Source organism: Mycobacterium sp. NTMscope_MAC_269, assembly GCF_976985695.1.
The window spans coordinates 2,177,662-2,202,111 of sequence record NZ_OZ335668.1 but is presented as its reverse complement, the minus strand read 5'-3'; the positions used below and the strand labels follow the sequence as shown (position 1 = coordinate 2,202,111).

General features: G+C 68.8%; 23 protein-coding genes and 1 tRNA gene. 11 read left to right on the top strand and 13 right to left on the bottom strand.

All coding sequences use genetic code 11. The features are described from left to right. Window positions 1–33: 33 nt before the first annotated feature. The 7 genes from ACZ50Z_RS10340 to aceE form a co-directional block, all read right to left on the bottom strand. Window positions 34–1,455 carry an acyl-CoA carboxylase subunit beta gene (locus ACZ50Z_RS10340; RefSeq protein WP_067172514.1) on the bottom strand — a complete coding sequence of 474 codons (1,422 nt, stop codon included), beginning with the start codon at window positions 1,453–1,455 and terminating at the stop codon, window positions 34–36. Window positions 1,456–1,487: 32 nt separating this feature from the next. Next, entirely contained in the window at window positions 1,488–2,747 is a 1,260-nt protein-coding gene (kasB, locus tag ACZ50Z_RS10335; RefSeq protein WP_464483464.1) for a 3-oxoacyl-ACP synthase KasB, read from the bottom strand. A gap of 92 nt (window positions 2,748–2,839) precedes the next feature. Next, window positions 2,840–4,090: a 3-oxoacyl-ACP synthase KasA gene (gene kasA, locus ACZ50Z_RS10330; protein WP_464483463.1), complete on the bottom strand. Its 1,251-nt coding sequence runs from the start codon at window positions 4,088–4,090 to the stop codon at window positions 2,840–2,842. Next, window positions 4,087–4,431 (bottom strand): meromycolate extension acyl carrier protein AcpM, encoded by a 345-nt coding sequence (gene acpM, locus ACZ50Z_RS10325; protein WP_464483462.1) that lies wholly within the window; start codon window positions 4,429–4,431, stop codon window positions 4,087–4,089. The genes kasA and acpM overlap by 4 nt, the downstream gene beginning before the upstream one ends. Window positions 4,432–4,517: 86 nt before the next feature. Continuing rightward, a complete protein-coding gene (locus ACZ50Z_RS10320) occupies window positions 4,518–5,426 on the bottom strand; it encodes an ACP S-malonyltransferase (RefSeq protein WP_464483461.1) in 909 nt (302 codons plus the stop codon). Between the two features lie 143 nt (window positions 5,427–5,569). Further along, on the bottom strand, window positions 5,570–6,892 hold the full coding sequence (locus ACZ50Z_RS10315) for a PucR family transcriptional regulator (RefSeq protein ID WP_464483460.1): 1,323 nt from the start codon (window positions 6,890–6,892) through the stop codon (window positions 5,570–5,572). A gap of 217 nt (window positions 6,893–7,109) precedes the next feature. Next, window positions 7,110–9,899: a pyruvate dehydrogenase (acetyl-transferring), homodimeric type gene (aceE, locus tag ACZ50Z_RS10310; RefSeq protein ID WP_464483459.1), complete on the bottom strand. Its 2,790-nt coding sequence runs from the start codon at window positions 9,897–9,899 to the stop codon at window positions 7,110–7,112. A gap of 171 nt (window positions 9,900–10,070) precedes the next feature. Here aceE and ACZ50Z_RS10305 point away from each other — a divergent pair, with 171 nt between their 5' ends. From ACZ50Z_RS10305 to ACZ50Z_RS10290, 4 genes are all read left to right on the top strand, one after another. Next, the gene (locus tag ACZ50Z_RS10305) at window positions 10,071–10,658 is read left to right on the top strand and encodes a hypothetical protein (RefSeq protein ID WP_464483458.1); all 588 of its coding nucleotides are present in this window, start codon (window positions 10,071–10,073) and stop codon (window positions 10,656–10,658) included. A gap of 85 nt (window positions 10,659–10,743) precedes the next feature. Further along, window positions 10,744–11,166 carry a DUF3052 domain-containing protein gene (locus tag ACZ50Z_RS10300; protein ID WP_464483457.1) on the top strand — a complete coding sequence of 141 codons (423 nt, stop codon included), beginning with the start codon at window positions 10,744–10,746 and terminating at the stop codon, window positions 11,164–11,166. After that, window positions 11,166–11,627: a peroxiredoxin gene (locus ACZ50Z_RS10295; protein ID WP_464483456.1), complete on the top strand. Its 462-nt coding sequence runs from the start codon at window positions 11,166–11,168 to the stop codon at window positions 11,625–11,627. Before ACZ50Z_RS10300 ends, ACZ50Z_RS10295 begins: the two co-directional genes overlap by 1 nt. Window positions 11,628–11,671: 44 nt before the next feature. Continuing rightward, window positions 11,672–11,743 (top strand) — tRNA-Val (locus tag ACZ50Z_RS10290). Window positions 11,744–11,810: 67 nt separating this feature from the next. Here the strand turns inward: ACZ50Z_RS10290 and ACZ50Z_RS10285 are convergent. Then, entirely contained in the window at window positions 11,811–12,620 is an 810-nt protein-coding gene (locus ACZ50Z_RS10285) for a DJ-1/PfpI family protein (RefSeq protein ID WP_464483455.1), read from the bottom strand. 126 nt (window positions 12,621–12,746) lie between these two features. Next, window positions 12,747–13,484, bottom strand: coding sequence for an adenosylcobinamide amidohydrolase (locus tag ACZ50Z_RS10280; RefSeq protein WP_464483454.1), 738 nt, complete (start codon window positions 13,482–13,484; stop codon window positions 12,747–12,749). An 83-nt stretch (window positions 13,485–13,567) separates the two neighbouring features. Here ACZ50Z_RS10280 and ACZ50Z_RS10275 point away from each other — a divergent pair, with 83 nt between their 5' ends. From ACZ50Z_RS10275 to ACZ50Z_RS10265, 3 genes are read left to right on the top strand one after another with little or no spacing between them, the layout of a single operon-like run. Next, window positions 13,568–14,197, top strand: coding sequence for a nitroreductase family protein (locus ACZ50Z_RS10275; protein ID WP_464486166.1), 630 nt, complete (start codon window positions 13,568–13,570; stop codon window positions 14,195–14,197). A gap of 25 nt (window positions 14,198–14,222) precedes the next feature. Further along, a complete protein-coding gene (locus ACZ50Z_RS10270) occupies window positions 14,223–15,341 on the top strand; it encodes an epoxide hydrolase family protein (RefSeq protein ID WP_464483453.1) in 1,119 nt (372 codons plus the stop codon). 35 nt (window positions 15,342–15,376) lie between these two features. After that, window positions 15,377–16,324, top strand: coding sequence for a cobalamin biosynthesis protein (locus ACZ50Z_RS10265; RefSeq protein ID WP_464483452.1), 948 nt, complete (start codon window positions 15,377–15,379; stop codon window positions 16,322–16,324). Here ACZ50Z_RS10265 and ACZ50Z_RS10260 read toward each other — a convergent pair. Genes ACZ50Z_RS10260 through ACZ50Z_RS10250 form a run of 3 tightly spaced genes read right to left on the bottom strand, consistent with a single transcriptional unit; the run spans window position 16,306 to window position 18,312 of the window. Further along, a complete protein-coding gene (locus tag ACZ50Z_RS10260) occupies window positions 16,306–17,139 on the bottom strand; it encodes an SURF1 family cytochrome oxidase biogenesis protein (protein WP_464483451.1) in 834 nt (277 codons plus the stop codon). The genes ACZ50Z_RS10265 and ACZ50Z_RS10260 overlap by 19 nt on opposite strands. Further along, window positions 17,139–17,636: a low molecular weight protein-tyrosine-phosphatase gene (locus ACZ50Z_RS10255; RefSeq protein WP_464483450.1), complete on the bottom strand. Its 498-nt coding sequence runs from the start codon at window positions 17,634–17,636 to the stop codon at window positions 17,139–17,141. The genes ACZ50Z_RS10260 and ACZ50Z_RS10255 overlap by 1 nt, the downstream gene beginning before the upstream one ends. Continuing rightward, window positions 17,629–18,312, bottom strand: coding sequence for an HAD-IA family hydrolase (locus ACZ50Z_RS10250; protein ID WP_464483449.1), 684 nt, complete (start codon window positions 18,310–18,312; stop codon window positions 17,629–17,631). The genes ACZ50Z_RS10255 and ACZ50Z_RS10250 overlap by 8 nt, the downstream gene beginning before the upstream one ends. A 90-nt stretch (window positions 18,313–18,402) precedes the next feature. Between ACZ50Z_RS10250 and cobC the strand changes: the two genes are divergently transcribed. The 4 genes from cobC to ACZ50Z_RS10230 are packed head-to-tail and all read left to right on the top strand — an operon-like array spanning window position 18,403 to window position 22,434. Next, the gene (cobC, locus tag ACZ50Z_RS10245) at window positions 18,403–19,431 is read left to right on the top strand and encodes an Rv2231c family pyridoxal phosphate-dependent protein CobC (RefSeq protein WP_464483448.1); all 1,029 of its coding nucleotides are present in this window, start codon (window positions 18,403–18,405) and stop codon (window positions 19,429–19,431) included. After that, complete coding sequence (locus tag ACZ50Z_RS10240) at window positions 19,428–20,576, top strand: Nif3-like dinuclear metal center hexameric protein (protein WP_464483447.1); 1,149 nt, start codon at window positions 19,428–19,430, stop codon at window positions 20,574–20,576. Before cobC ends, ACZ50Z_RS10240 begins: the two co-directional genes overlap by 4 nt. Beyond that, entirely contained in the window at window positions 20,573–21,310 is a 738-nt protein-coding gene (locus tag ACZ50Z_RS10235) for a zinc ribbon domain-containing protein (protein ID WP_464483446.1), read from the top strand. The genes ACZ50Z_RS10240 and ACZ50Z_RS10235 overlap by 4 nt, the downstream gene beginning before the upstream one ends. Continuing rightward, window positions 21,307–22,434 (top strand): bifunctional RNase H/acid phosphatase, encoded by a 1,128-nt coding sequence (locus ACZ50Z_RS10230; protein WP_464483445.1) that lies wholly within the window; start codon window positions 21,307–21,309, stop codon window positions 22,432–22,434. The genes ACZ50Z_RS10235 and ACZ50Z_RS10230 overlap by 4 nt, the downstream gene beginning before the upstream one ends. Window positions 22,435–22,437: 3 nt before the next feature. Here ACZ50Z_RS10230 and ACZ50Z_RS10225 read toward each other — a convergent pair whose 3' ends face one another. Beyond that, window positions 22,438–24,390 carry an aconitate hydratase gene (locus tag ACZ50Z_RS10225; protein ID WP_464483444.1) on the bottom strand — a complete coding sequence of 651 codons (1,953 nt, stop codon included), beginning with the start codon at window positions 24,388–24,390 and terminating at the stop codon, window positions 22,438–22,440. Window positions 24,391–24,450: the final 60 nt, after the last annotated feature.

Below are 24,450 nucleotides of genomic sequence, written 5' to 3'. Positions count from 1 at the left end.
CTCGGCAGAAACGCCCGCGGGAATCCAGGCGGGTTACAGCGGGATGTTCTTGTGACGCCCGCGGCGCGCCGGCGCCTGCGCGAGCGCCTCGGTGAGCTTGCTGCGGGTGTGCGACGGGTCGATCTTCTCGTCGACCACGCCGATCTCGATGGCGCTGTCCACACCGCCCGCGATCCGCTCGTGCTCGGCGGCCAGCTCGTCGTGCAGGGCCTCGCGCTCGTGGTCGGGCGCGGCGGCCAGCTTCTTCTTGTGCAGAATGCCCACGGCGGCCTTGGCGCCCATCACCGCGACCTCGGCGTCCGGCCAGGCGTACACCTTGGTCGCGTTGAGCGACCGGGAGTTCATCGCAATGTAGGCCCCGCCGTAGGTCTTTCGGGTGACCAGCGTGACACGGGGAACCGTGCACTCGCCGAACGCGTGCAGCAGCTTGGCGCCGCGGCGCACCACGCCGCCCCACTCCTGGTCGACGCCGGGCAGATAACCCGGCACGTCGACGACCACCACCAGCGGGATGCCGAAGGCGTCGCACAGGCGCACGAAACGTGCCGCCTTCTCGGCGCTTTCGGAGTTCAGGCACCCGCCCAGACGCAGCGGGTTGTTGGCCAGCACGCCGACCGTGCGGCCCGACAGCCGGCCCAACCCGATCACCATCGACGGCGCCCAGTTGGCCTGGAACTCGTCGAACGGCGTCTCGTCGTCGAGGATCGCGGTCACGATCGGGCGCACATCGTAGGCCCGCCGCGCCGACTCGGGCAGCAGCGCGTGAATGTCGGTGTCACCGGCCTCGGCCTTGGTGCGGTCGAAATGGCCCTGCTGGCAGAACAATCCGACCAGCCGGCGGCCGCGCTCGTAGGCGTCGAGCTCGTCGTCGGCGACGATGTGACAAACCCCGGACTTCTTGTGGTGGGTCTCGGGACCACCGAGCGAGGCCATGTCGACGTCCTCGCCGGTGACGCTGCGGACCACGTCCGGGCCCGTGACGAACACCCGGCTTTCCGGCGCCATCACGACGACGTCGGTCAGCGCCGGCCCGTAGGCGGCGCCGCCGGCCGCGAAACCGACGACCACCGAGATCTGCGGGACGTAGCCCGACGCCCGGATCATCGCCTCGAACACCAGGCCCACCGCGTGGAGTGCCTTGACGCCCTCGGCCAGCCGGGCACCGCCGGAGTGCCAGATGCCCACGATCGGGCTCTGCTCCTCGATGGCGGTGTCGTAGGCGTTGACGATGTGCGTGCAACCCTCGATGCCCATGGCGCCGCCCATCACGGTGCCGTCGGTGCAGAAGGCGATGGTGCGCACGCCGTTCACGGTCCCGGCGGCGGCAAGCACGCCGGAGCGGTCACGCTCGTGCAGGAGTTCGACGCTGTCGTCGTCGAAGAAATTGCTCAAGCGCAACAGCGGGTCGCGGGGGTCGAGCGACTCGCCAACCGCCTCGGGGGCCGTGATAGTCATCGCAGTCTCCTGATATTCCGGTGTTGCTCGGTTTAGTACCGCCCGAAGGCGATGGCCACGTTGTGTCCGCCGAATCCGAACGAGTTGTTGATCGCGTACTGGTAGTTGCCCGGGCGTGGTTTGCCCGCTACGACGTCGAGATCGATTTCGGGGTCGAGGTTTTCCAGGTTCAGCGTCGGTGGGACGACCTGGTCGCGCAGCGCGAGCACGGTCAGGATCGATTCGACCGCGCCGACGGCGCCGACCGAGTGGCCCAGGGCCGCCTTGGGTGCATAGACCGCGGCGTTGCCGCCGTGGGGGCCCAGCGCGTTGTTGATGGCCTTGCCCTCGGCGACGTCACCGACCGAGGTGCCGGTGGCGTGGGCGTTGACGTGGTGGATGTCGCTGGGGGACAGACCGGCGAGCTGGATGGCCCGGCTCATCGCGTGCCCGGCGCGTTCGCCGTTGGGGTCCGGGGCGACCATGTGGTAGCCGTCGGAGGTGATGCTGGCGCCCATGATGCGGGCCAAGATGTTGGCGCCGCGGGCTTTGGCGTGCTCCTCGGTTTCGATCACCATGAGCGCGCCGGCCTCGCCGAACACGAAGCCGGTCCGGTCGCGGTCGAACGGGCGGCACGCGCCGGCGGGGTCGTCGTTCTTGGTCGACATCACGATGCGCATCTGCGCGAACGCCGCGATCGGCACCGCTTCGATCTTCGTTTCGACGCCACCGCAGATCGCGATGTCGGCCTCCCCGAACACGATGTTGCGCCACGCCTGGGCGATGCCCTCGGAGCCGGACGCGCACGCCGACACCGGGGTGATGACCCCGGCCTTGGCGTGCCGTTCCAGACCCACCGCCGCGGCCGCCCCGTTGGGCATGTACTTCTGCACACCCAGCGGGGAGACGGCCTTCATGCCACGAGCGCGCATGTCGTCGTAGCTGAAAACCATCTCTTCCGACGAACCCAAACCGGTACCGATCGACACCAGCAGGCGGTCGCTGTCGACCTCGGGCGAGCCGGCGTTCTCCCAGACCCGCCGGCTCAAGATGGTCGACATCCGCTGCAGGTAACCCGACCGGCGCAACTCGACGCGGGTCAGCTGGCTGTCGAACTCCTCTAACAGATGACCGCCGATGCGTACCGGCAGGTCAAACTCCTCGACGAACGGGTCCTCGAGTGTGCGGATACCACTCTGGCTGTCTTGCAACAGCTTCCAGGTGGTCTCGGCGTCAGTCGCCAGTGCGGTCGTCATGGCAACGCCAGTGACGACCACGTTCGGGAGTGTCTTCCCGGTAACCAGCTCTGTCATGGGTCTTGCGAACGTTCCTTCCGTGCTTAGCGGTGATCGCGAACCCGGCGAGGCCGGGGGACGCGGGTCACCACCTTCTAGACCATCCAGCTTTAGTAACGCCCGAAGGCGAGTGCCACGTTGTGGCCACCGAAGCCGAACGAGTTGTTGATCGCGTAACGGAAATCGCCGTAGCGAGGTTCGCCCGCAACAACATCCAGGTCGATCTCGGGGTCGGGGGTTTCGTAATTCAAGGTGGGCGGAATGACGCCGTCGCGCAGGCTCAACACCGTGAGCACCGACTCCAGTGCCCCGACCGCACCGATCGAGTGGCCCAGCGCCGACTTCGGCGCGTAGACCGCCGCCTGCTGGCAACCGGCGACCCGGATGGCGTTGGCCTCCGCGGTGTCACCGATCGGCGTCGCCGTCCCGTGGGCGTTGACGTGGTCAACGTCCTTGGGGGACAACCCCGCCAGCTCGAGCGACCGCGTCATCGCCCGACCCGCACGCACACCGTCGGCCGCCGGGGCCACCATGTGGAACGCGTCGGAGGTGATGCCGGCACCCATCAGACGGGCCAGCGGCTTGGCACCGCGGGCCTTGGCGTGCTCCTCGGTCTCGATGAGCATCAGGGCCCCGGCCTCGCCGAACACGAAGCCGTCGCGGTCCTTGTCGAACGGCCGCGACGCGCGCTCGGGCTCGTCGTTGCGGGTCGACATGGCCCGCATCATCGAAAACGCCGCGATCGGCAGCGCCTCGATGGGGCCCTCGACGCCACCGCACACGGCGACGTCCGCGTCACCCATGACGATCTGACGCCATGCGTGGGCGATCGCTTCCGAACCCGACGAACACGCCGAAACCGGGGTGATCACCCCGGCGCGGGCGCCGAGCTGCAGACCCACCACGGCGGCGGCGCCGTTGGGCATGATCATCTGAACGGCCAGCGGCGACACCTTGCGGGGGCCGCCCTCGTTCATCAGGTCGTAGCTCTCCACGATCCTTTCGGCGCCACCGAGGCCGGTGCCGACCACGACCGAGAACCGGTCGGGATCGAGCTCCGGGTTGCCGGCGGTCTCCCACAGCTGGGTGCTGAGCACCTTGGCCAGCCGTTGGACGTACGACATACGCCGCATGTCGAGCCTGCTCATCTGGTCGTCGATGGGCTCCTTGAGGTGTCCACCGATCTTGACGGGCAGGTCCCACTTGGTGATGTATTCGTCTTCGAGGACGTGGATGCCGCTTTCGCCGGCCAACAAACCCTTCCACGTGCTCTCGACGTCCGGCGCGATCGACGTCGTCGCCGTGACGGCGGTTACCACAACGCTGGGGTAACCGCCGTTAGCAGTGGAAGGCTTACTCACTTGTCCGCTTCCAGCCTCGCCTTGACGTTGGCGACCGCGTCGGGGTTGTCGGACTCCAGCTTGGCGCGCAGCGCCTCGGCAGCCTCGGGGTTTTCTTCCTCGAGCTTCTGGATGTAGGAGACGACGTCACCGACGGTGCGCAGACCGGCGAGGTCCTCGTCCGGGATCTTGACGCCGTACTTGTCCTCGGTCTGGACGGCGATCTCGACCATCGACAGCGAGTCGATGTCCAGGTCGTCGACGAAGGACTTCTCCGGGGTGACCTCGGAGGGCTCGATACCGGTGACCTCTTCGATGATCTCGGCGATACCGGCGATGATTTCTTCCTGGCTGACAGCCACAGCGTGCTTCCCTTCGTAATGTGTTGTGAGTTAGTCGAACTGACGTGTTATGTGGTTGTACTGGGCCTTTGGGGAGTCGAGCTGGTTTAGAGCTCGGCCAAAGCGTCCAGGTCTGCGGGCGACTTGACGGCACGGGCCGTAACTCCCCGAAGTTCTCGTTTGGCGATACCGGTGAGCGTGCCCGCGGGCGGGAACTCCACGGCCGCACCAACTTCCAGCTCGCGCAGCGTGGCGGTGCACAGGTCCCAGCGCACGGGCTGGGTCAGCTGGGCGACCAGCGCCTCCATCGCCGCGGCCGCCGAGGCGACCGGCTTGCCGTCGCGGTTGGACAGCAGCGTCGCGGTGGGCTCCGCCGTCTGGACAGCGGCCGCCGCGGCGGCGTAGCCGTCGAGCGCCGACGCCATGTACTTGGTGTGGAACGCGCCGGCCACACCCAGCGCGCGCACCCGGGCCTTGGCCGGGGGGTCTTCGGCGAGCTTGTCCAGCGCGGCCAGCGACCCGGCGGCCACGATCTGCCCGGCGGCATTGCGGTTGGCGGGGAACAGGTCGAGCTGCTCGAGGCGCGCGAGGACCTCGGCCTCGTCACCGCCGAGCACCGCGGACATGCCGGTGGGCTCCACGGCGCAGGCCTTGGCCATCTCGGCGCCCCGCGTGGCGGCCAGGGCGACGGCGTCGTCGGCGGCCATCACGCCGGCGATCGCGTAAGCGGCGATCTCACCGACGGAGTGGCCGGCCACGACCAGGTCTTCACCGGCGAGCAGGCCGCGCTTGGCCAGCTCCTGGTGCGCGAGCAGCGTGGCGGCGACGACCAGCGGCTGGGTGACCGCGGTGTCGGTGATCTCTTCGGTCGATGCGGTGGTGCCCAGGCGCACGAGGTCGAGGCCACTGGCCTTGGACCACAGCGCCAACTGGTCAGCGGCGCCGGCGAGCTCCAGCCATGGCGAGAGCATCCCCTCGGTCTGCGAACCCTGTCCGGGCGCAAGCAATGCAATCACGTGTTTAAGAGAACACTGTGGAAACGGTTTTGGCGGGTGTAACAGATTATGAACCTCGTCTTAGGTTTTTGTGCACACCCTACAAAACGGCTCCGTAAGCTACGGGTTTGATATCGTCCCGCGACCTGTGCACTGGGTCACTATTACCCGATTTGACCGGTGGCAGCCCCCTTGACCGGCAGCGGAACCGCGGGCATGGCGTTGTTCGCGGCGCTAGCGGGAGTCGTCGGATAGTTGAGCTGGCCCACCGTCGCCGCCACTCGCAGCACATATGCATCGCGCGGCTGCATGGGATCGCGGCCGGTGAAGTCGGTGATCCGCCTGAGTCGGTAGCGCACGGTGTTTGGATGAACGAACAACTTTCTGGCACAGGCTTCAATCGCGCCGCCACAATCTAAGTAAGCGTCAAGAGTCTCGATCAGCGTCGGACCCGCGTCGGCCAACGGCCCCATCACGTCGGTGTGCAGCGCCACGATCGCCGACGCGTCGCCCATCAGGGCCCGCTCCGGCAGGAGCTCGCGGGCCAGCACGGGACGCGGCGCCCCGCGCCATCCGCCGACCGCGTTCATCCCGGAGATCGCCTCGCTGGCGCTGTGATAGGCCGCGGTCAGCATGGGCGCCGTCGGCCCGACGACCACGGGGCCGTCGGCGAACGCGGCCAGCAGTTCCCCGAGGAACTTGTCGGTCGGCGACAACTGCCCGGAGACGATGGCGACCAGCCAGGTGCCGTGCACGTCGGTGAGGGCGGCACGGCCGTGTTGTGCGGCGATGTCGCGGACGTGCTGGCTCGCGCGCTCGCTGTCGCCGGGGCCGGTCGACCCGTCGCGGCCCGGCGCCGGCGTCCCGACCACCACCGTCGCCGGCTCGGTGGTGTCCCAGTTCAGGGCGGCCGCGCGGGACAGCAGCTCCGGGCCGGTGTCGCCACGGACCACCGCGTCGACCACGCTGGCCTCCATCCGGCTGTCCCAGGTGCCCCGCGCCTCGGCCGCGTCGGCGTACGCCCCCGCCGCGGTGAACGCCAGGTCGCGGGTGTACTTCAGGATGCCCACCGTCAGCGCGGTCAGCTGCTCCTCGGAGCGGGCCAGCAGCGGGACGACCTCCTCGAAGATGTCCATGGTGACGCGCACCATGTCGACGCTGTGGCGCAACGCGATCCGGCGTTGCAGCTCCTGGGGCACCAGCTCGAAGGCCTGGGCGGTGTAGCTGACGTTGCTGTGCGGGTCTTGCATCCACTCGACGAAGTTCACGACGGCCGTCTGCACCACCAGCGCCACGCTGGCCCGCTGCGACGCCTCCAAATCGGCGAAGAACGGCAGCCGATCCTGCATGGCGTTGACCGCCTCGGTCGCCAACCGCCCGGAGTACTGCTTGAGCCGCCGCAGCACGGAGTCGGGGACCGAATCCAGCGTTTCCAGCGGTGACCGGGGATGCTTGGCGAACGGACCGGCGAAGGGGTTGTCACTCACCCCTAAAACCTACGCGACTTTTCTAGATGTTTCCGCCAAAGAAGGCGCAAGGCGTTCTTAAGAACGCCTCAAGGTAGCCGGCCGCGGGCCTTGGCGCGCCCCGGTGTGGCTCCGGCGGGCGTCGAGCGTGAAACTAACTTCACGCTCGACGCCCAGCGTGAAATCAACTTCACGTTCGGCGGGCGGTGGGCGTGGACCGGTGAGGGTGAGGTCCGCGTCAGGCCACGCCGGGGTCGGACGTCTGCTCCGGCGCGGCGTGCACGTCGTCGATCCGGTACTGACGGGCCGCCGCGACCGGCACCGAGGGGTCGATCTCGCCGTCGCGCGCCAGCGCCTCGAGCACGGCCACCACCTGCGACTCGGCGTCGGTGTTGAAGTAGCGCCGCGCCGCGGGCCGGGTATCGGAGAAGCCGAACCCGTCGGTGCCCAGGGTGACGTAGGTGCCCGGCACCCACGGCCGGATCTGCTCGGGAACCGCACGCATCCAGTCCGAAACGGCGACCACCGGGCCGACGGCGTTGGACAGCGCCTGGGTGACGTAGGGGACGCCGGCCGGCCGGTCCGGGTGACGCAGCCTCGCCCGATCCACCGCGACGCCGTCGCGGTTCAGTTCGCCCCAGCTGGTCACCGACCACACGTCGGCGGCGACGTCCCATTCGGCGGCCAGCATCTGCGCGGCGTCCAGGGCCGCCGGCATCGCCACCCCCGAAGCCAGGATCTGTGCCTTATTGGCGCGCTGCTCGGTGGCGACGTGGTAGCGGTAGAGGCCCCGCAGCACGCCCTCGGGATCGAAGTTGTCCGGCTCGGGGGGCTGCACGTAGGGCTCGTTGTAGATGGTGATGTAGAAGAACACGTTCTCCGGGTTCTCCCCGAACATCCGGGCCAGCCCGCTCTCCACGATGTGGGCGATCTCGAAGGCGAACGCCGGGTCGTAGGCGACCACCGCCGGGTTGCTGCTCGCCAGCAGCAGCGAATGGCCGTCGGCGTGCTGCAGGCCCTCGCCGGTCAGCGTGGTGCGTCCCGCGGTGGCTCCCAACAGGAAGCCGCGCGCCATCTGGTCGGCGGCCGCCCAAAGGCCGTCGCCGGTGCGCTGGAAGCCGAACATGGAATAGAAGATGTAGATCGGGATCATCGGCTCGTTGTGCGTGGCGTACGACGTGCCGACGGCGGTGAACGAGGCGGCGGATCCGGCTTCGTTGATGCCCTCGTGCAGGATATGGCCGGCTTCACTTTCCTTGTACGCCAACATCAATTCGGCGTCCACGGAGGTGTAGAGCTGGCCGTTGCGGTTGTAGATCTTCAGGTTCGGAAACCACGAGTCCATCCCGAACGTGCGTGCCTCGTCGGGAATGATGGGTACGAGGCGCGGCCCGATCTCCTTGTCGCGCAACAGTTCCTTGAACGTGCGCACCGTCGCCATGGTGGTGGCCACCTCCTGGTGGCCGGACCCCTTCCTCAGCGCCTTGTAGGTATCGCGGCCGGGCAAGGACAGCACCTTGGCCTTGGTGCGGCGCTCGGGCACGAAGCCGCCCAGCGCGCGGCGCCGGTCCAGCAGGTAGCGGATCTCGGGCGCCTCCGGGCCAGGGTGGTAGTACGGCGGCAGGTAAGGGTCCTCCTCGAGTTGGGCGTCGGAGACGGGAATCCGCATGCTGTCGCGGAAGTCCTTGAGGTCCTGCAGCCGCAACTTCTTCATCTGGTGGGTGGCGTTACGGCCGGCGAAGTAGCTGCCCAGGCTGTAGCCCTTGATGGTTTTCGCCAGGATCACCGTGGGCTGCCCCTTGTGGTCGACCGCGGCCCGGTAGGCGGCGTAGACCTTGCGGTAGTCGTGACCACCCCGCTTGAGGTTCCAGATCTGCAGGTCGGACAGGTCCTCGACCAGCGCCTTGGTGCGCGGGTCGCGACCGAAGAAGTGTTCGCGCACGTAGCCGCCGTCGTTGGCCTTGTAGGTCTGGTAGTCCCCGTCGGGGGTGGTGTTCATCAGGTTCACCAGCGCGCCGTCGCGGTCGGCGTGCAACAGGGCGTCCCACTCGCGGCCCCAGACCACCTTGATGACGTTCCAGCCGGCACCGCGGAAAAACGACTCGAGTTCCTGAATGATCTTGCCGTTGCCGCGGACTGGGCCGTCGAGGCGCTGCAGGTTGCAGTTGATGACGAAGGTCAGGTTGTCCAATCCCTCGAGCGCGCCGACGTGCAGCAGGCCGCGGCTTTCCGGCTCGTCCATCTCGCCGTCGCCCAGGAAACACCACACGTGCTGATCGGAGGTGTCCTTGATGCCGCGGTCGTGCAGGTAGTGGTTGAACCGGGCCTGATAGATCGCGTTCATCGGGCCCAGACCCATCGACACCGTGGGGAATTCCCAGAAGTCGGGCATCAGCCGCGGGTGCGGGTAGGACGGCAGCCCGCCGCCGGGATGGCTGTGCTCCTGACGGAAACCGTCGAGCTGATCGGCGCTGAGCCGGCCCTCGAGGAACGCCCGGGCGTAGATGCCCGGCGAGGCGTGGCCCTGGATGAACACCTGATCCCCGCCACCGGCATGCGATTTGCCGCGGAAGAAGTGGTTGAAGCCGACTTCGTACAGTGCCGCGGATGACGCGTAGGTCGAAATGTGGCCTCCCACACCGACTCCCGGGCGCTGGGCGCGGTGCACCATGATGGCGGCGTTCCAGCGGATCCACGCCCGGTAGCGCCGTTCGACGTCCTCGTCGCCGGGGAACCACGGCTCCAGTTCGGTCGGAATGGTGTTGACGTAGTCGGTGGAGGTCAGCGACGGAATGGCAACGCGCTGTTCGCCCGCCCGCTCCAGCAGTCGCAACATCAGATAGCGCGCCCGCGACGGGCCGGAGCGCTCCAGCAGTTCATCGAAGGACTCCAGCCACTCGGAGGTCTCTTCGGGATCGATGTCGGGGAGGTAAGAAGCCACCCCCTCGCGGATCACCCGGACGCGGTCGGGTTCGGTTGCGCTGTTGGGATTTGTGGCCAGATCGTGGCGCACGAATTCGGTTGTCAACCCACTACTCCTGTAATTGGCGGGATGTGTGACGTCAGGGTGGTTCGCACCCTGACCACCATCGTGCCGCACCGGTGTTTCGGGCGGGCAGCCGCCATCTGGTAGCCGATCGGGGACGCCAACTCGGCGGGTCTGGGGCGAGTAAGGAGGTCACCCGGTAACGTCAGGCCTGTGCTCATCCGGTGGCGTGCCGTCCCCCCGAGGCAGGTGGGGGCCTTCCCCCGGCGTGGTGCTTTGGCGGTGGGGTGTGCCGCCGCCGCGTTGATGGGCATCGTGGGATGTACGTCGGTCACGAACGGAACCGCGACCCCCGACACGAAAGTGGCCCCCGCCTACCGCCAGTCGGTGTCCGCGTCGGTGTCAGCCTCGTCGGCGACCTCGAGCGTCCGCGAGTCCCAGCGTCAGCAGTCGCTGACCACCAAGGCCGTGCGCACCGCTTGCGCGTCGCTGATCACCACCAGCAAGAACGCGATCGACAGGACCAACGAATTCGTCCAGGCGTTCAACGCGGGCCGCGGCACCGGCCCCACCGAGGGCCCGGCGATCGACGCCCTCAACGACAGCGCCACCACGGTGGCCAACAGCTTCAGTGACGCGATGTCGCAGCAGATGAAGGACGCGTTCAATGCGTACGTCGACGCCGCGCACTCGGTGGCCAACGCCATTGGGACACACGCGGGGACGTCGGAATTCAACAGGCGGGTCGATCAGCTCAACGACACGAAAAAGAAAGCAATCAAACTCTGCTTGGCAACGTAAAGAGGCGGAAGTGTGAACGGCGTTCGCGCTGTGCGACGATAATCGGCGAATCGCACATCGCGAGGATGTTGAAGGAGGCTCCACGGTGGTCGCGGCGGATCACGCCCCGAGCTACGCTCGCAAACTGGGCATCCAACCCGACCATGTTGTCCAGGAGTGGGGCTGGGACGAAGACACCGACGATGAGATCCGCGCGGCGGTCGAGGAAGCCTGCGGCAGCGAGCTGCTCGACGAGGACACCGACGAGGTAGTCGACGTCGTGCTGCTGTGGTGGCGCGACGGCGACGGTGACCTGGTGGACACGCTGATGGACGCGATCGGCCCGCTGGCCGAAGACGGTGTGATCTGGGTGCTGACGCCCAAGACCGGGAAACCGGGACACGTGCTGCCGGCCGAGATCGCCGAGGCGGCTCCCACCGCCGGTCTGATGCCGACCTCGTCGGTCAACCTGGGGGATTGGAGCGCCAGCCGGCTGGTGCAGCCCAAGTCCCGGGCCGGGAAGCGTTGATGCTGTCGGTCGGCACCGCCGCCCCGGACTTCACTCTGCGCGACCAGAATCAACAGCGTGTCACGCTGAGCTCCTACCACGGCGCCAAGAATGTGCTGCTGGTGTTCTTCCCGCTGGCGTTCACCGGGATCTGCCAGGGCGAGCTGGACCAGCTGCGGGATCACCTGCCCGACTTCGACAACGACGACAGCGCGGCGCTGGCCATCTCGGTGGGTCCGCCGCCCACGCACCGGGTCTGGGCGCTGGACAGCGGCTTCACCTTCCCGGTGCTGTCGGATTTCTGGCCGCACGGCGCGGTCAGCCAGAGCTACGGCGTGTTCAACGACGACGCCGGCTACTCCAATCGCGGGACGTTCGTCGTCGACCGGTCCGGGATCATTCGATTTGCGGAGATGAAACAGCCCGGCGAGTCGCGCGATCAGCGGCTGTGGACCGATGCCCTGGCGGCGTTGAAGGCTTGATTTTGGGGACTTGGCCGTCGGGCGGGTAGCCTGCCCGCAGCAACGGGCGCGTAGCTCAGTGGTAGAGCTCTGGTTTTACACACCAGCGGTCGGCGGTTCGATACCGTCCGCGCCCACTCTTTGGCCCGCCGGTCCGCGAGCGTAACCTGGCTGCGATTTTGACGGCCGATTTTCGCCGTGCCGTTACGCTCGCGGCGCCTCGGCACGAGCCCGGACCTTTGTGACGAAGGCGGCCCCGAACGCCTTGGCGGAGTACGGGTCTTGGCCGGTGATCAGTTCGCGATCCTCGACGACCTTGCTGCCCATCGGCAGGAAAGTCTGTTGAACCTTGGCGCCGCGCGCCTTCAACAGCTCGGTCGGGTCGTCGTTGAGTCGTCCCTTGAAGCGGCGCGCCAGTGGGGCCGTCGACAACATCGTGTCCACGCCGGTCTTGAAGCAGGTCATGCGGTAGCCCTCGTAGGTCCACCGGCCCTCGACGGTGGGAGCCGCCGCGAGCGCGGCCGGAGCGTGACAGATCAACCCCGTTGGTCGCCCAGCATCGTGAAAGTATCGGACGAGCGCGCCGAAGTGGTCGTTGAGCGAGTCGTCGGCAAACGCGTCGCGGTGCAGCAGGTCGACCAGGGGCTCATGACCGCCCGGCACGAACAAGGCATCGAACCCGTCCAGGCGCTGTGTGTCATGGGCGATTTCTTCGAGCTTGGCCGGCGTCGCGAGGCCGAGTTCGAGGAGTTCCCGATAGCTATTCAAGGCGGCGTCTCGCTTTTTCCGCGAGCCGGCGAAGTACATCAGGCTGCATGAGGTGCCGTCGATGACGGGAATTCGCGCACCCGGTGTGGCGAAAGCAAGCTCGAACCCGGCCCGGCGCATGGCGTCGGTCGGTTCGACCAGTTCACCGAGATAGGTGCCGGTCAGCGCGCTGCGGCCGTTGTTCAGCGGAATCCGGTCGGCCGCGGACACCACCACGAGTACGCGTGGCGCCGTCGTCGTTCCCATGGGTCAGCGATACCCCGGACCGCGCCGCGACAATCGCTGGCGACGGCGCGCGAGCGTAACGTGGCTGCGATTTCGGGCGCCGATTTTCGCAGCCCGGTTACGCTCGCGGGGTCTACGCTCGCCTGCCTACCAGGAGGGTCGGTATTCGGGCCCCGAAATCCAGGACCGGGCGCCGGCGAGCACCGCGGCGTGCACCGCGCGGGCGATCCGGGCGCCGAACACCGACCGCGGCCCGCCGTAGGTCTCCTCGGCGCCGTCCGTCGGGCAGTGCACGACGATCGCGTCCGACGCGGTTCCGGTGGCGCGCACCCCGACCTCGTGCAGCGCCTGCACCTTCGCCTCCGTGGCGGTGGCCACGGCGTTGACCAGGGCCGCCCCGGACAGCCGCACCGGCGCCGCGACCACGATGTTGATGGTCCCCACCCGGTATCCGTCGCCGTCGGTGAGCGGTCGGTACTCGACGATCTCGTAGTCGGTGAACGCGCTCGTGCGCAGGCCGGCCGGCACCTCGCGGCGGAAGTGCCGGTCGGGCGCGGCGGCCCAGGCGGGGCTGGACAGCCCGACCGTCGCGGTGGCGTGCACGCCGTCGTCCGCGGCGAGGTGGTGACGGGTCACGTCGACCGCGGTGAGCAACCCGCAGCCGGTGCCGACGAGCCCCAGCGCGGCACCGATCTCGGTCAGGTGGCGGCCCGGGTCCATCCGGTCGTAATCCAGCGGGACCGTCGCGTTGACCAACCAGTCGCGGGCGCCCACGCCGCCGCCGAGCGGGCCCGACGAGATGCACAGCCGCGGCTCGCCGAATCGCCAGACGAGCAACGGGATCGATCGAGCCTGTTCGACCCGCGCGGTCAGCCTGGGATCCATGGTCACATCCTCGCGTGCGGCGAGTCAGCTATGACGCGCGGCCGTGTTGAATCGAGGGCATGACCCCACAAGCACCCCTGAACATGCCTCTCGAAGAAGCGATGCGGACCCAGCGTGCCATCCGTCGTCTCAAGCCCGACCCCGTCGACGACGCCCTCGTCTTGCACCTTCTCGAACTCGCGATGAAGGCGCCGACCGGTTCGAACGCGCAGAACTGGGAGTTCATCGTGGTCAAGGACCGCGAGGTGGTCGCGAAGCTGGGCCGGCTGAATCGCACCGCCATGAAGGCCTTCGGACCCATCTACCAGCGTGCTCTGCAGCGCCGCGCGGACGACAAGATGCTGCGGGTATTGAAAGCGGTGCGATGGCAGGCGGAGCACTTCGACGACATCCCCGTGGTCGTGGTGGCATGCCTGAAGGGCTTTGTCGCGCCGTGGCCCCCGATCGGTGCGAGCAGCGCTTACGGTTCCATCTATCCCGCGATACAGAACCTGTTGCTGGCGGCGCGCGCGGCGGGGCTGGGCGCCGCGTTGATCACGATGCCGCTGTGGAGCACGCTTTTGGCCAAGCGGGTCCTGGGCCTGCCGCGCAATGTCACTCCGTGCGCGGTGATTCCGCTGGGCTGGCCGATGGGGAAATACGGTCCCACTACGCGACGGCCGGTCGGAGAACTCGTGTCGCTCGACCGATACGGCAACCGGGCGTTTCTGTAGCCGGGAGCGTGCATACAGTGAGCGGGTGAAGCCCTTTCGAATCGACGTCGCTGATGATGTTCTGGACGATCTGCGCGCGCGGCTGGCCCGAACCCGTTGGCCCGAGGCCGAATGCGTCGACGACTGGAGCCAGGGCATGCCGCTGGCGTACACCCGCGAACTGGCCGACTATTGGGCCAACGACTACGACTGGCGCGCGCGGGAGGCCGCGCTCAATCGTTTCGACCACTTCATCACCGAAATCGACGGCCTGGACATCCATTTCATCCACCAACGCTCGCCGTACGAGGGCGCCTTCCCCTTGGTGATCACGCACGGCTGGCCGGGCTCGATCGTGGAGTTCCACAAGGTGATCGAGCCGCTGACCAACCCCGCGTCGGGTCGCGCCGAGGACGCCTTCCACGTCGTGTGCCCGTCGCTGCCGGGCTACGGGTTCTCCGGCAAACCCACTGGCGCCGGGTGGGGCGTGGAAAAGATCGCCGAGGCGTGGGAAACGCTGATGCTGCGGCTCGGCTACGAGCGCTACGGCGCCCAGGGCGGCGACTGGGGCGCCGCGGTCACCACCCAGATCGGCCGCAATCGGGGCCATTGCGCGGCCATTCACCTGAACATGCCGGTGGGCCGACCCACCAAGGACGCACTGTCGAATCCCACCGACGAGGAACGACAAGCCATGGCCGGGCTGGCCAATCACCGTAAATGGGGCACCGGCTATTCCAAGCAACAGTCCACCAGGCCACAGACACTCGGCTACGGATTGGCCGATTCGCCTGTGGGCCAGCTCGCGTGGATCGTCGAAAAGTTCTGGGACTGGGCCGATTGCGACGGCCATCCCGAGAACGCGGTCAGCCGCGACGAACTGCTCGACAACGTGATGGTCTACTGGGTGACCAACACCGCCGCGTCGTCGGCCCGGCTGTACTGGGAGAGCTTCGCGGTCTGGGGCGGGGGAGACCGCGTCGAATTGCCCACGGGCGTCGCGGCTTTCCCCGGCGAACTGCTGAAAGCTCCGCGCAGCTGGTGCGAGCCGGCCTACAACATCACCCACTGGACCGACATGCCGCGCGGCGGGCATTTCGCGGCGTTCGAGGAACCGGAGTTGTTCGTCGAGGACCTGCGCGCGTTTTTCGCGACGGTGCGCTGAGCCGATCAGCCGGGCGGGTGTGAGACGCTGCCGGGGTGTTTGCGACGCGCGCCCGCGCGACCGGCGTGCTGGCCGGCTACCTGGCTGATCGCGCGCTGGGCGACCCGCGACGCGGCCATCCCGTCGCGGCGTTCGGCACGGCCGCCGCCGAGCTGGAGAACCTGACCTACCGCGAAAGCAGGGCGGCCGGCGCCGTGCACGTGGGCGTGCTGATCGGGTCGTTGGGCCTGCTCGGCGCGGCGGCGCAACGCGCCGCCGCGCGCGGCGGGCGGTCGTGGCCGATCGCGGTGACCGCCGCGGCCACCTGGGTCTGCCTGGGCGGAACCTCGTTGGCGCGCACCGGGTTGGCCATGTCGGAGCTGCTGGAGCGCGGCGACGTCGAGGGCGCCCGCGCGCTGCTGCCGTCGCTGTGCGGGCGCGACCCCGCCTCTTTGGACGGCGCGGGCCTGGTCCGGGCGTCGCTGGAATCGGTCGCCGAGAACACCTCCGACGCCCAGGTGGCGCCGCTCCTCTTCGCGGCGGCCGGCGGCGTGCCCGCCGTGCTGGCGTACCGCGGCATCAACACCCTGGACGCCATGGTCGGCTACCGCTCGCCGCGCTACCTCCGATTCGGCTGGGCCGCAGCGAAATTGGACGACGTGGCCAACTACCTCGCCGCGCGGGTGACGGCGTCGCTGGCGGTGGCGTTGGCGCCCCTGGTGGGTGGCTCAGCGTCGGGCGCGGCGCGGGCGTGGCGGCGCGACGCCGGACGCCATCCCAGCCCCAACGCCGGCCCCGTCGAGGCGGCGTTCGCCGGCGCGCTGGGGGTGCGCCTGGGCGGGCCCACCCAATACCGCCACGAGCTGCAGATCCGGCCCACGCTTGGCGACGGCCGAGAACCCACCGTCGCCGACCTGCGGCGGGCGGTCACGCTGTCGTCGCTGGTGCAAGCCGGCGCCACGCTCGTGGCGGGGCTGCTGGCCGGTTACCGGCGCCGACCGTAACGGTCGGCGAGTTTGTCCTGGACCGTCTGCGGCGCGTGTTCAGCCGGCGCGGCCTCCGGTGCGGGCCGCCGCTGTTTGTCCTGACGACGCGCCCGGATCTCCGAATACGCGAAGTAGCCCAACCCGATCGGGGCGAGAATGCCGAACGCGATCCACTGGATGCCGTAGGACAGGAACGGTCCGGCGTCCAACTGTGGCACGCCGACCACCCCGAGCCCACCGGGTTGCCCGTCGACCAGCTGCAGGTACGACCCGGCCAGCGGCACCTTGGTCAACACCGCGACCTGCTCGGTGTCGATCGAATAGACCTGCCGCACACCGTCTCCCATGAAGGGATCCTTGCCCGCCGCGGCGGGCTCGGAGTTGCGCAGGCGCGCCGTGATGGTCACCGTGTCGGCCGGTGGGCGGGGAATCGGTGGAACACGAGATCCCTCCAGTGGCCGCACGTAGCCGCGGTCGACCAGCACGGTGGGTCCGCCGTCGACGACGAAGGGCGCGAGCACCTCGAACGCGGGTTTGGAATCGATCACCCGCAACCTGGCCAGCACCTGGATGTCGGGCAGGTAATGCCCGGTCGCGGTGACCTGGCGCCACTGTTGCGCGGCGGCGGACGAATCCTGCTGCGGCAGCACGGTTTTCACCGGGACGGGCGCGGTGTTCAGAGAGTGCTCGATCTGGTGGTTTTCCCGCGAGGTCCTGCTGTGCTTTCCCAGCTGCCAGGGCGCGAGCACGGTGAAGCACAGATAGGCGAACGCGATGACCACCAGCGCCAACACGATCCAGCCCGGGCGCAGCACAAACGCCAATCGGCGCATCAACCCGACCCGTCCTGTGCGAGGCGTTCGTCGACCCAGTCGTGCAGGCCGGGCAGCGCGGCCTCGATGACGGTGTAGACGCGTTCGAAGTCTTTTGCGTCGCCGTAGTAGGGGTCGTCGACGTCGGGGGTGTGCGCGCCGGTGCGCGGATCGAACGACCGCAGCATCTTGACGCGGTCCTCGTCGGCGCCCAGGTGCCGAAGCATCCGGGCGTGGTTGCGGTCCAGGGCCACCACAAGATCGGCGGCCAGGTGCTCGGCGTCGACCTGCGCGGCGCGGTGCTCGCAGGCGTAGCCGTGGGCGCGCAGCACGCCGGCGGCCCGCTCGTCGGCGCACTCGCCGACGTGCCAGTTGCCGGTCCCGGCGCTGCTCACCCGCACCGCGTCCGCCAGGCCGCGGCGGCGCAGCTGGTCGGCGAACATCTTCTCGGCCATCACCGACCGGCAGATGTTGCCGGTGCACACGAACGTGATGTGCAGGGCTTCGCGCTCAGACACCCAACGCCCTCCGCAGCTCGTCGACGGTCGCGGCGTGCGTGACGCCGTCGGAACCCGCGGCTTTGTCGGGGAAGTCGGCCCTGCCGTATCCCCAGCCGACCACCACGGTGTCGATGCCGTGGGCGGCCGCGCCGTGCACGTCGTGGCTGCGGTCACCGACCATCAGCACCCGTTCGGGCAGCGGCGTCAGCTGCGAAAGCGCGTGGGCGAGCACCTCGACCTTGGCTTTGCGGGAGCCGTCGGGGCTCGCCCCGGCGATGACCTCGAAGTGCCGGTCGAGCTCGAAATGGGCGAGGATGCGCCGCGCGGTCGGTTCCAGCTTGGAGGTGGCCACGGCCAGCCGGACACCGGCGGCGCGCAGGTCGACCAGCAGCGCCTCGATCCCGTCGAACAGCGCGTTCATCGCCCACCCCCGGGCGCCGTACTCCGCGCGGAAGGCCGCGATCGCCTCCTCGGCGTCGTCGCCGAGTTCCATGGATCGGAAGGTGTCGTCCATCGGCGGGCCCACGATCTGGGCGACGAGGTCGCCGGGGGGCACCGGGGCGCCGATGTGGTTGAGCGCATGCAGGAAGCTGGCCACGATGCCCTCGGCGGAGTCGGTCAGTGTGCCGTCGAGATCGAAGATCACCAGCTGCGCCCCCGGGGCCTGGGGATCGGCTGACGTTGTGCCTGTCACCTCACCATTGTCCTCGATGGGCGCGGCCGGCTGCGACGGTGTTGCCGGTGTACGTCCGGCCGGCCCGCGCGGCGCACTAGTGTTTCACGGATGGCGAGTCTGAACCTGAGCCCGCCTGCGGCGCGCTATCACGGTGATCAGGCCGTCGCGCCCGGGATGCTGGACTTCGCCGTGAACGTCCGTCACGGCCAACCGCCGGAATGGCTGCAGCGACGGCTGGCCGCGCGGTTGCCCGACCTGGCGCGCTACCCGAGCATCGACGACGTCCACGCGGCGCAGGACGCGGCCGCCCAGCGCCACGGCCGGGCCCGCGACGAGGTGCTGCCGCTGGCCGGGGCGGCCGAGGGGTTCGCCCTGCTGGGCAACCTGCGTCCGGCGCGGGCGGCGGTCATCGCGCCGGCGTTCACCGAGCCGGAGGCGGCGCTAAGTGCCGCCGGGGTGCCGGTGCACCACGTGGTACTGCGGCCGCCCTTCGGCCTCGCGGCGGCGGCCGTTCCCGAGGACGCGGACCTTGTCGTCGTGGGCAATCCCACCAATCCCACCTCGGTGCTGCACCGCCGCGACGAGCTCCTCGCGTTGCGCCGGCCCGGGCGGATCCTGGTGGTCGACGAGGCCTTCGCCGACGCGATTGTCGGGGAGCCGGAATCGCTGGCCGGTGACGCGCTGCCCGACGTGCTGGTGCTGCGCAGCCTGACCAAGACCTGGGCGCTGGCCGGACTGCGGGTGGGCTACGCGCTGGGATCGCCGGAGGTGTTGGCGCGGTTGACCGCCCAGCGGGCGCACTGGCCGGTGGGCACGCTGCAGCTGACGGCCATCGCGGCGTGCTGCGACCCGCGGGCGGTCGCCGACGCGGAGGCCGGCGCGGCGCGACTGGGGCAGCTGCGCGCCGAGATGGTGGCCGGGCTGGCGTCGGTGGGCGCCGGCGTGGTCGACGGCCAGGCCCCGTTCGTGCTGTTCCGCGCGCCGGACGCCGTTCAATTGCGAAAACGACTGCAGGACAGGGGGATTGCCATCCGTCGCTGTGACACGTTCGTCGGCCTGGACGAGCAGTACTTGCGGGCCGCGGTGCGCCGGGAGTGGCCGCTGCTGGTGCAAGCGATCGCGGAGGTGCACCGGTGAGCGTCAAGCTGGCCGATGTCATCGCGGTGCTCGACGAGGCATACCCGCCGCGGCTCGCCGAATCGTGGGACTCGGTGGGCCTGGTATGCGGTGACCCCGACGACGCGCTGGAGTCGGTCACCGTCGCGGTCGATGCGACGCCCGCGGTCGTCGACGAAGTCCCCGACGCGGGCCTGCTGCTGGCCCATCACCCGCTGCTGTTGCGCGGCGTGGACACCGTGGCCGCCAGCACACCCAAGGGCGCGCTCGTGCACCGGCTGATCCGGGCCGGGCGTTCGCTGTTCACCGCGCACACCAACGCCGACTCGGCCAGCCCGGGTGTGTCCGACGCGCTGGCCGCCGCCCTCGGTCTCAGCGTCGAGGCCGTGCTGGAGCCGGCGACGGGTGCGCCCGGCCTCGACAAGTGGGTCGTCTACGTGCCCAAGGAGAACGCAGAAGCGGTGCAGGCGGCGGTGTTTGAGGCCGGCGCCGGTCACATCGGCGACTACTCGCACTGCAGCTGGAGCGTCACCGGGATCGGGCAGTTCCTGCCGCACGAAGGCGCCTCGCCCGCAGTCGGCAGCGTCGGCACCGTCGAGCGGGTCCCCGAAGACCGGTTCGAGGTCGTCGCGCCCGTGCCGGCCCGGGCCGCGGTGCTGGCGGCCCTGCGCGCCGCCCATCCCTACGAGGAGCCCGCGTTCGACATCTTCGCGATGGTGCCGCCGCCCAGCGACGCCGGGCTGGGCCGCATCGGCACGCTGGCCCGCCCGGAACCGTTGCGCGACTTCGTCTCCCGCGTGCACGCCGCACTGCCGCGGACCTCCTGGGGGGTGCGGGCGGCGGGCGATCCCGAGATGGCGGTGTCGCGGGTCGCCGTCTGCGGCGGCGCCGGCGATTCGCTGCTGGCCGCCGCGGCCGGGGCCGGGGTGCAGGCTTACGTCACGGCCGATCTGCGCCACCATCCGGCCGACGAGCATCGCCGCGCCTCGGATGTGGCCCTGGTCGATGTGGCACATTGGGCAAGTGAATTCCCGTGGTGTGAACAGGCCGCCGATCTGCTGCGGTCGCGTTTCGGTGGGGAGCTTGCCGTGCGGGTGAGCTCGATTCGTACCGACCCCTGGAATGTCGAGCACGGTGACAACGAGTCCGGGGGAGAACAGTCATGAAAGCCGAGGTGACACAGCAGCGTTCGCTGCTCGAGTTGTCGAAACTGGATGCCGAGTTGTCCCGCATCACGCACCGGGCCGCGCATCTGCCGGAGCAGGAGGCTTGCCGGCGGATGCAGGAGGAATACGAGGCCGCCGGAGACCGGCAGGGCGCGGTGCGGATCGCCCTGGAAGACATCGACGCTCACGTCAAGCGACTCGAGTCGGAGATCGACGCGGTGCGCCAGCGCGAAGATCGAGATCGGGCGCTGCTGCAGTCGGGAACGACCGACGCCAAGCAACTGGCGGACCTGCAGCACGAGCTGGAGACCTTGCAACGTCGCCAGGCCAGCCTGGAGGATTCCCTGCTCGAGGTGATGGAACGTCGGGAGGAGCTGCAGTCCCAGTTGGACACCGAGCAACGGGCGCTCGAGACTCTGGAGGCCGAGATGGCCGGCGCGCGCCAAGCACTCGACGCCGCGCTCGCCGAAATCACCGAGGCCCGCGAGGCTCATTCGTCGCGACGCGACTCACTGAGCGCCGCACTCGATCCGGCCCTGTCCGCCCTGTATGAACGGCAGCGCGCCGGGGGAGGGCCGGGCGCCGGGCAGCTGCTGGGAAAGCGGTGCGGCGCCTGCCGCCTCGAGATCGACCGCGGTGAGCTGTCCCGCATCTCGGCCGCCGCCGAAGACGACGTGGTGCGATGCCCGGAATGCGGCGCGATCCTGCTGCGGGTCAAGGGGTTCGATCAGTGAAGGTGGTCATCGAAGCCGACGGCGGATCACGCGGCAACCCCGGGCCGGCCGGGTACGGCGCCGTGGTGTGGACCGAGGACCGCACCACCGCGCTGGCCGAGAACAAGCAGGCCATCGGCCGGGCAACCAACAACGTCGCCGAATACCGGGGCCTGATAGCCGGTTTGGACGACGCCCTGAAGCTGGGCGCCAGCGAGGCCGCGGTGTATCTGGATTCCAAGCTGTTGGTGGAGCAGATGTCCGGGCGGTGGAAGGTCAAGCACCCCGACCTGATCGAGCTCAACGCCCAGGCCCGACGCCTGGCGGCGCGGTTCGACAAGATCAGCTACTCGTGGATACCGCGGGAGCGCAATTCGCACGCCGACCGGTTGGCCAACGAGGCGATGGACGCCGCGGCCGAGGCCAACGGTGCGGTCGAAAAGCCCGCACCGGCACAACAATCCGCCCCGGTGAAAAAGCCCGAACCCGTGACCGCCCCCGCCCCGTCGGCGCCCGGCTGGACCGGGGCGCGCGGCACCCCGACCCGGCTGCTGCTGCTGCGCCATGGGCAGACGGAGTTGTCGGTGCAGCGCCGCTATTCGGGGCGCGGTAACCCGGCGCTCACCGAAGTGGGGCGGCGGCAGGCCGATGCCGCGGCGCGGTATCTGGCTCAGCGCGGCGGGATCTCGGCGGTCTTCTCCTCCCCGCTGCAACGGGCCTACGACACCGCGGCGGCGGCCGCCAAGGCCCTGGGCCTTGACGTGACCGTCGACGACGACCTGATCGAGACCGATTTCGGAGCCTGGGAGGGGTTGACGTTCGCTGAGGCCGCCGAGCGCGACCCCGACCTGCACGGTCGTTGGCTGCGCGACACCAGCACCGCCCCGCCGGGCGGCGAGAGCTTCGACGCGGTGCTCGACCGGGTCTCGAGCATTCGTGAACGCATCCTCGCCGTCCATCAGGGCACGACGGTGCTGGTGGTGTCCCACGTGACGCCGATCAAGATGTTGCTGCGGGAGGCGCTGGATGCCGGGCCCGGCATCCTCTATCGGTTGCACCTCGACCTGGCCTCGCTGAGCATCGCCGAGTTCTATTCCGACGGAGCCTCTTCGGTGCGATTGGTCAACCAGACGGCGTACCTGTAAACCTCACTCCTGCTCCTGGTTGAGCCGGGGGATCAGGCCGCCGGCCAACACATCCTTGACTTGTCGCGGCGAGAGCCGATGCCGCACCGCGAACGACGATTCCTTACGCACATTGTCGACCTGCAGGGCATCCTCTTTGTCGATCGCGCGCAGATTTTGGATGCGGAGCGTGTCGTCCTGGTCGATCGAGTCGTAGTCGTCGGGATTCTCGAACTCGAGCGCCAAAATCCCATAATTGGCCAGGTTCTGCCAGTGGATGCGGGCGAAGGACTTGGCGATGACGACACGCAACCCGAGGTAGCGCGGGGCGATCGCGGCATGCTCACGCGACGAGCCCTGGCCGTAGTTGTCCCCGGCGACAATGATGTGCCCACCGTCGCCGGCCTGTTGAGCCCGTTCGGGGTAGGAGTCGTCGACCCGGGTGAAGCTGAACATCGCCAGCTTCGGGATGTTGGACCGAAGCGGAAGCGCCTGCACCCCGGCCGGTGAGATCTCGTCGGTGGAGATATTGTCGCCGACCTTGAGTAGCACCGGCGCCTCGATTTCGTCTGGCAGCGGCGACAACTCGGGCAGGCTGGAGATGTTGGGCCCCTTCACGGGTTCGACACGTTGTGCCTCCTCGGCGTCCAGCGGGGGCACCAGCATCGCGGTGTTAACTGAATTGCGCTCGGGCAGATCAAGTTTCGGATACTCCATCTGCTCCTCTTTGGCCCAGTCCCGTGGATCGGTGATCACTCCCGTCAGCGCCGACGCCGCCGCGGTCTCGGGCGAGCACAGCCAGACCGCATCCTCCTTGGTGCCAGACCGGCCCGGAAAGTTACGGGGCATCGTGCGCAGCGAGTTCCGACCGACCGCGGGGGCTTGGCCCATGCCGATGCACCCCATGCAGCCCGCCTGGTGGATGCGGGCGCCGGCCACCACCAGATCCAGCGTCGCTCCCATTTTGGTCAGGTCGGCCAGGATCTCGCGCGATGTCGGGTTGATGTCGAAGCTGACCTGCGGGGCCGTCTGGCGTCCCGCCACCATCGCGGCCGCGATCGCGAAATCGCGCAGCCCGGGGTTGGCGCTGGAGCCGATCACCGCCTGGGCGATCTCCTCGCCGGCCGCCTCGCGAACCGGTACCACGTTGCCCGGCGATGACGGTTTGGCGATCAGCGGCTCGATCTGCGACAGGTCGATGGTGTCCTCGACGTCGTAGCCCGCGTCGTCGTCGGCCAGCAACTCCGTCCAGTCGTCCTCGCGTCCCTCGGCGCGCAGGAATTCGCGCACGGCGTCGTCGCTGGGAAACACCGTCGTCGTGGCGCCGAGTTCGGCTCCCATGTTTGCGATGACGTGGCGGTCCATTGCCGTCAGCGTCGCCACGCCGGGACCGTGATACTCGATGATCCGGTTCACCCCGCCCTTGACGTCGTGGCGCCGCAACATCTCCAGGATCACGTCCTTGGCCGAACACCACTGGGGCAGCTCACCGTCGAGTCGCACCCCCCATACCTCGGGCATGCGGATGTGCAGAGGCCGCCCCGTTATCGCCAGCGCCACCTCGAGGCCGCCGACGCCGATCGCGAGCATGCCCAGCGATCCGGCCGCCGGAGTGTGGGAGTCGGAGCCCACCATCGTCTTGCCGGGGATGCCGAAGCGCTGCATGTGGGTCGGGTGCGAGACCCCGTTGCCCGGTTTGGAGAACCACAGGCCGAAGCGTTGCGCCGCGGTGCGCAGGTACTCGTGATCCTCGGCGTTCTTCTCGTCGCCCTGCAGCAGGTTGTGGTCGACGTACTGCACGCTGACCTCGGTGCGGGCGCGATCGAGGCCAAGCGCCTCGAGCTCCTGCATCACCAGCGTGCCGGTGGCATCCTGGGTCAGCGTCTGATCGATGCGGAGTGCGATCTCTTCGCCCGGGGACATCTCCCCGGACTCCAGATGCGAGCTGATCAGCTTGTGAGCGACGTTCATGGCCATACGTCGTTGCCTCCTGCACCATGTGTGATGACCTCACGCTGTGGGGTACCCCGAAGCGGT

Excerpts from the sequence above, each read along its gene's own strand:
- ACZ50Z_RS10340 (WP_067172514.1), bottom strand. The coding sequence starts at position 1,455 with ATGACTATCACGGCCCCCGAGGCGGTTGGCGAGTCGCTCGACCCCCGC.
- kasB (WP_464483464.1), bottom strand. The coding sequence starts at position 2,747 with ATGACAGAGCTGGTTACCGGGAAGACACTCCCGAACGTGGTCGTCACT.
- ACZ50Z_RS10295 (WP_464483456.1), top strand. The coding sequence starts at position 11,166 with ATGCTGTCGGTCGGCACCGCCGCCCCGGACTTCACTCTGCGCGACCAG.
- ACZ50Z_RS10285 (WP_464483455.1), bottom strand. The coding sequence starts at position 12,620 with ATGGGAACGACGACGGCGCCACGCGTACTCGTGGTGGTGTCCGCGGCC.
- ACZ50Z_RS10280 (WP_464483454.1), bottom strand. The coding sequence starts at position 13,484 with ATGGATCCCAGGCTGACCGCGCGGGTCGAACAGGCTCGATCGATCCCG.
- ACZ50Z_RS10275 (WP_464486166.1), top strand. The coding sequence starts at position 13,568 with ATGCCTCTCGAAGAAGCGATGCGGACCCAGCGTGCCATCCGTCGTCTC.
- ACZ50Z_RS10260 (WP_464483451.1), bottom strand. The coding sequence starts at position 17,139 with ATGCGCCGATTGGCGTTTGTGCTGCGCCCGGGCTGGATCGTGTTGGCG.
- cobC (WP_464483448.1), top strand. The coding sequence starts at position 18,403 with ATGGCGAGTCTGAACCTGAGCCCGCCTGCGGCGCGCTATCACGGTGAT.
- ACZ50Z_RS10235 (WP_464483446.1), top strand. The coding sequence starts at position 20,573 with ATGAAAGCCGAGGTGACACAGCAGCGTTCGCTGCTCGAGTTGTCGAAA.
- ACZ50Z_RS10225 (WP_464483444.1), bottom strand. The coding sequence starts at position 24,390 with ATGGCCATGAACGTCGCTCACAAGCTGATCAGCTCGCATCTGGAGTCC.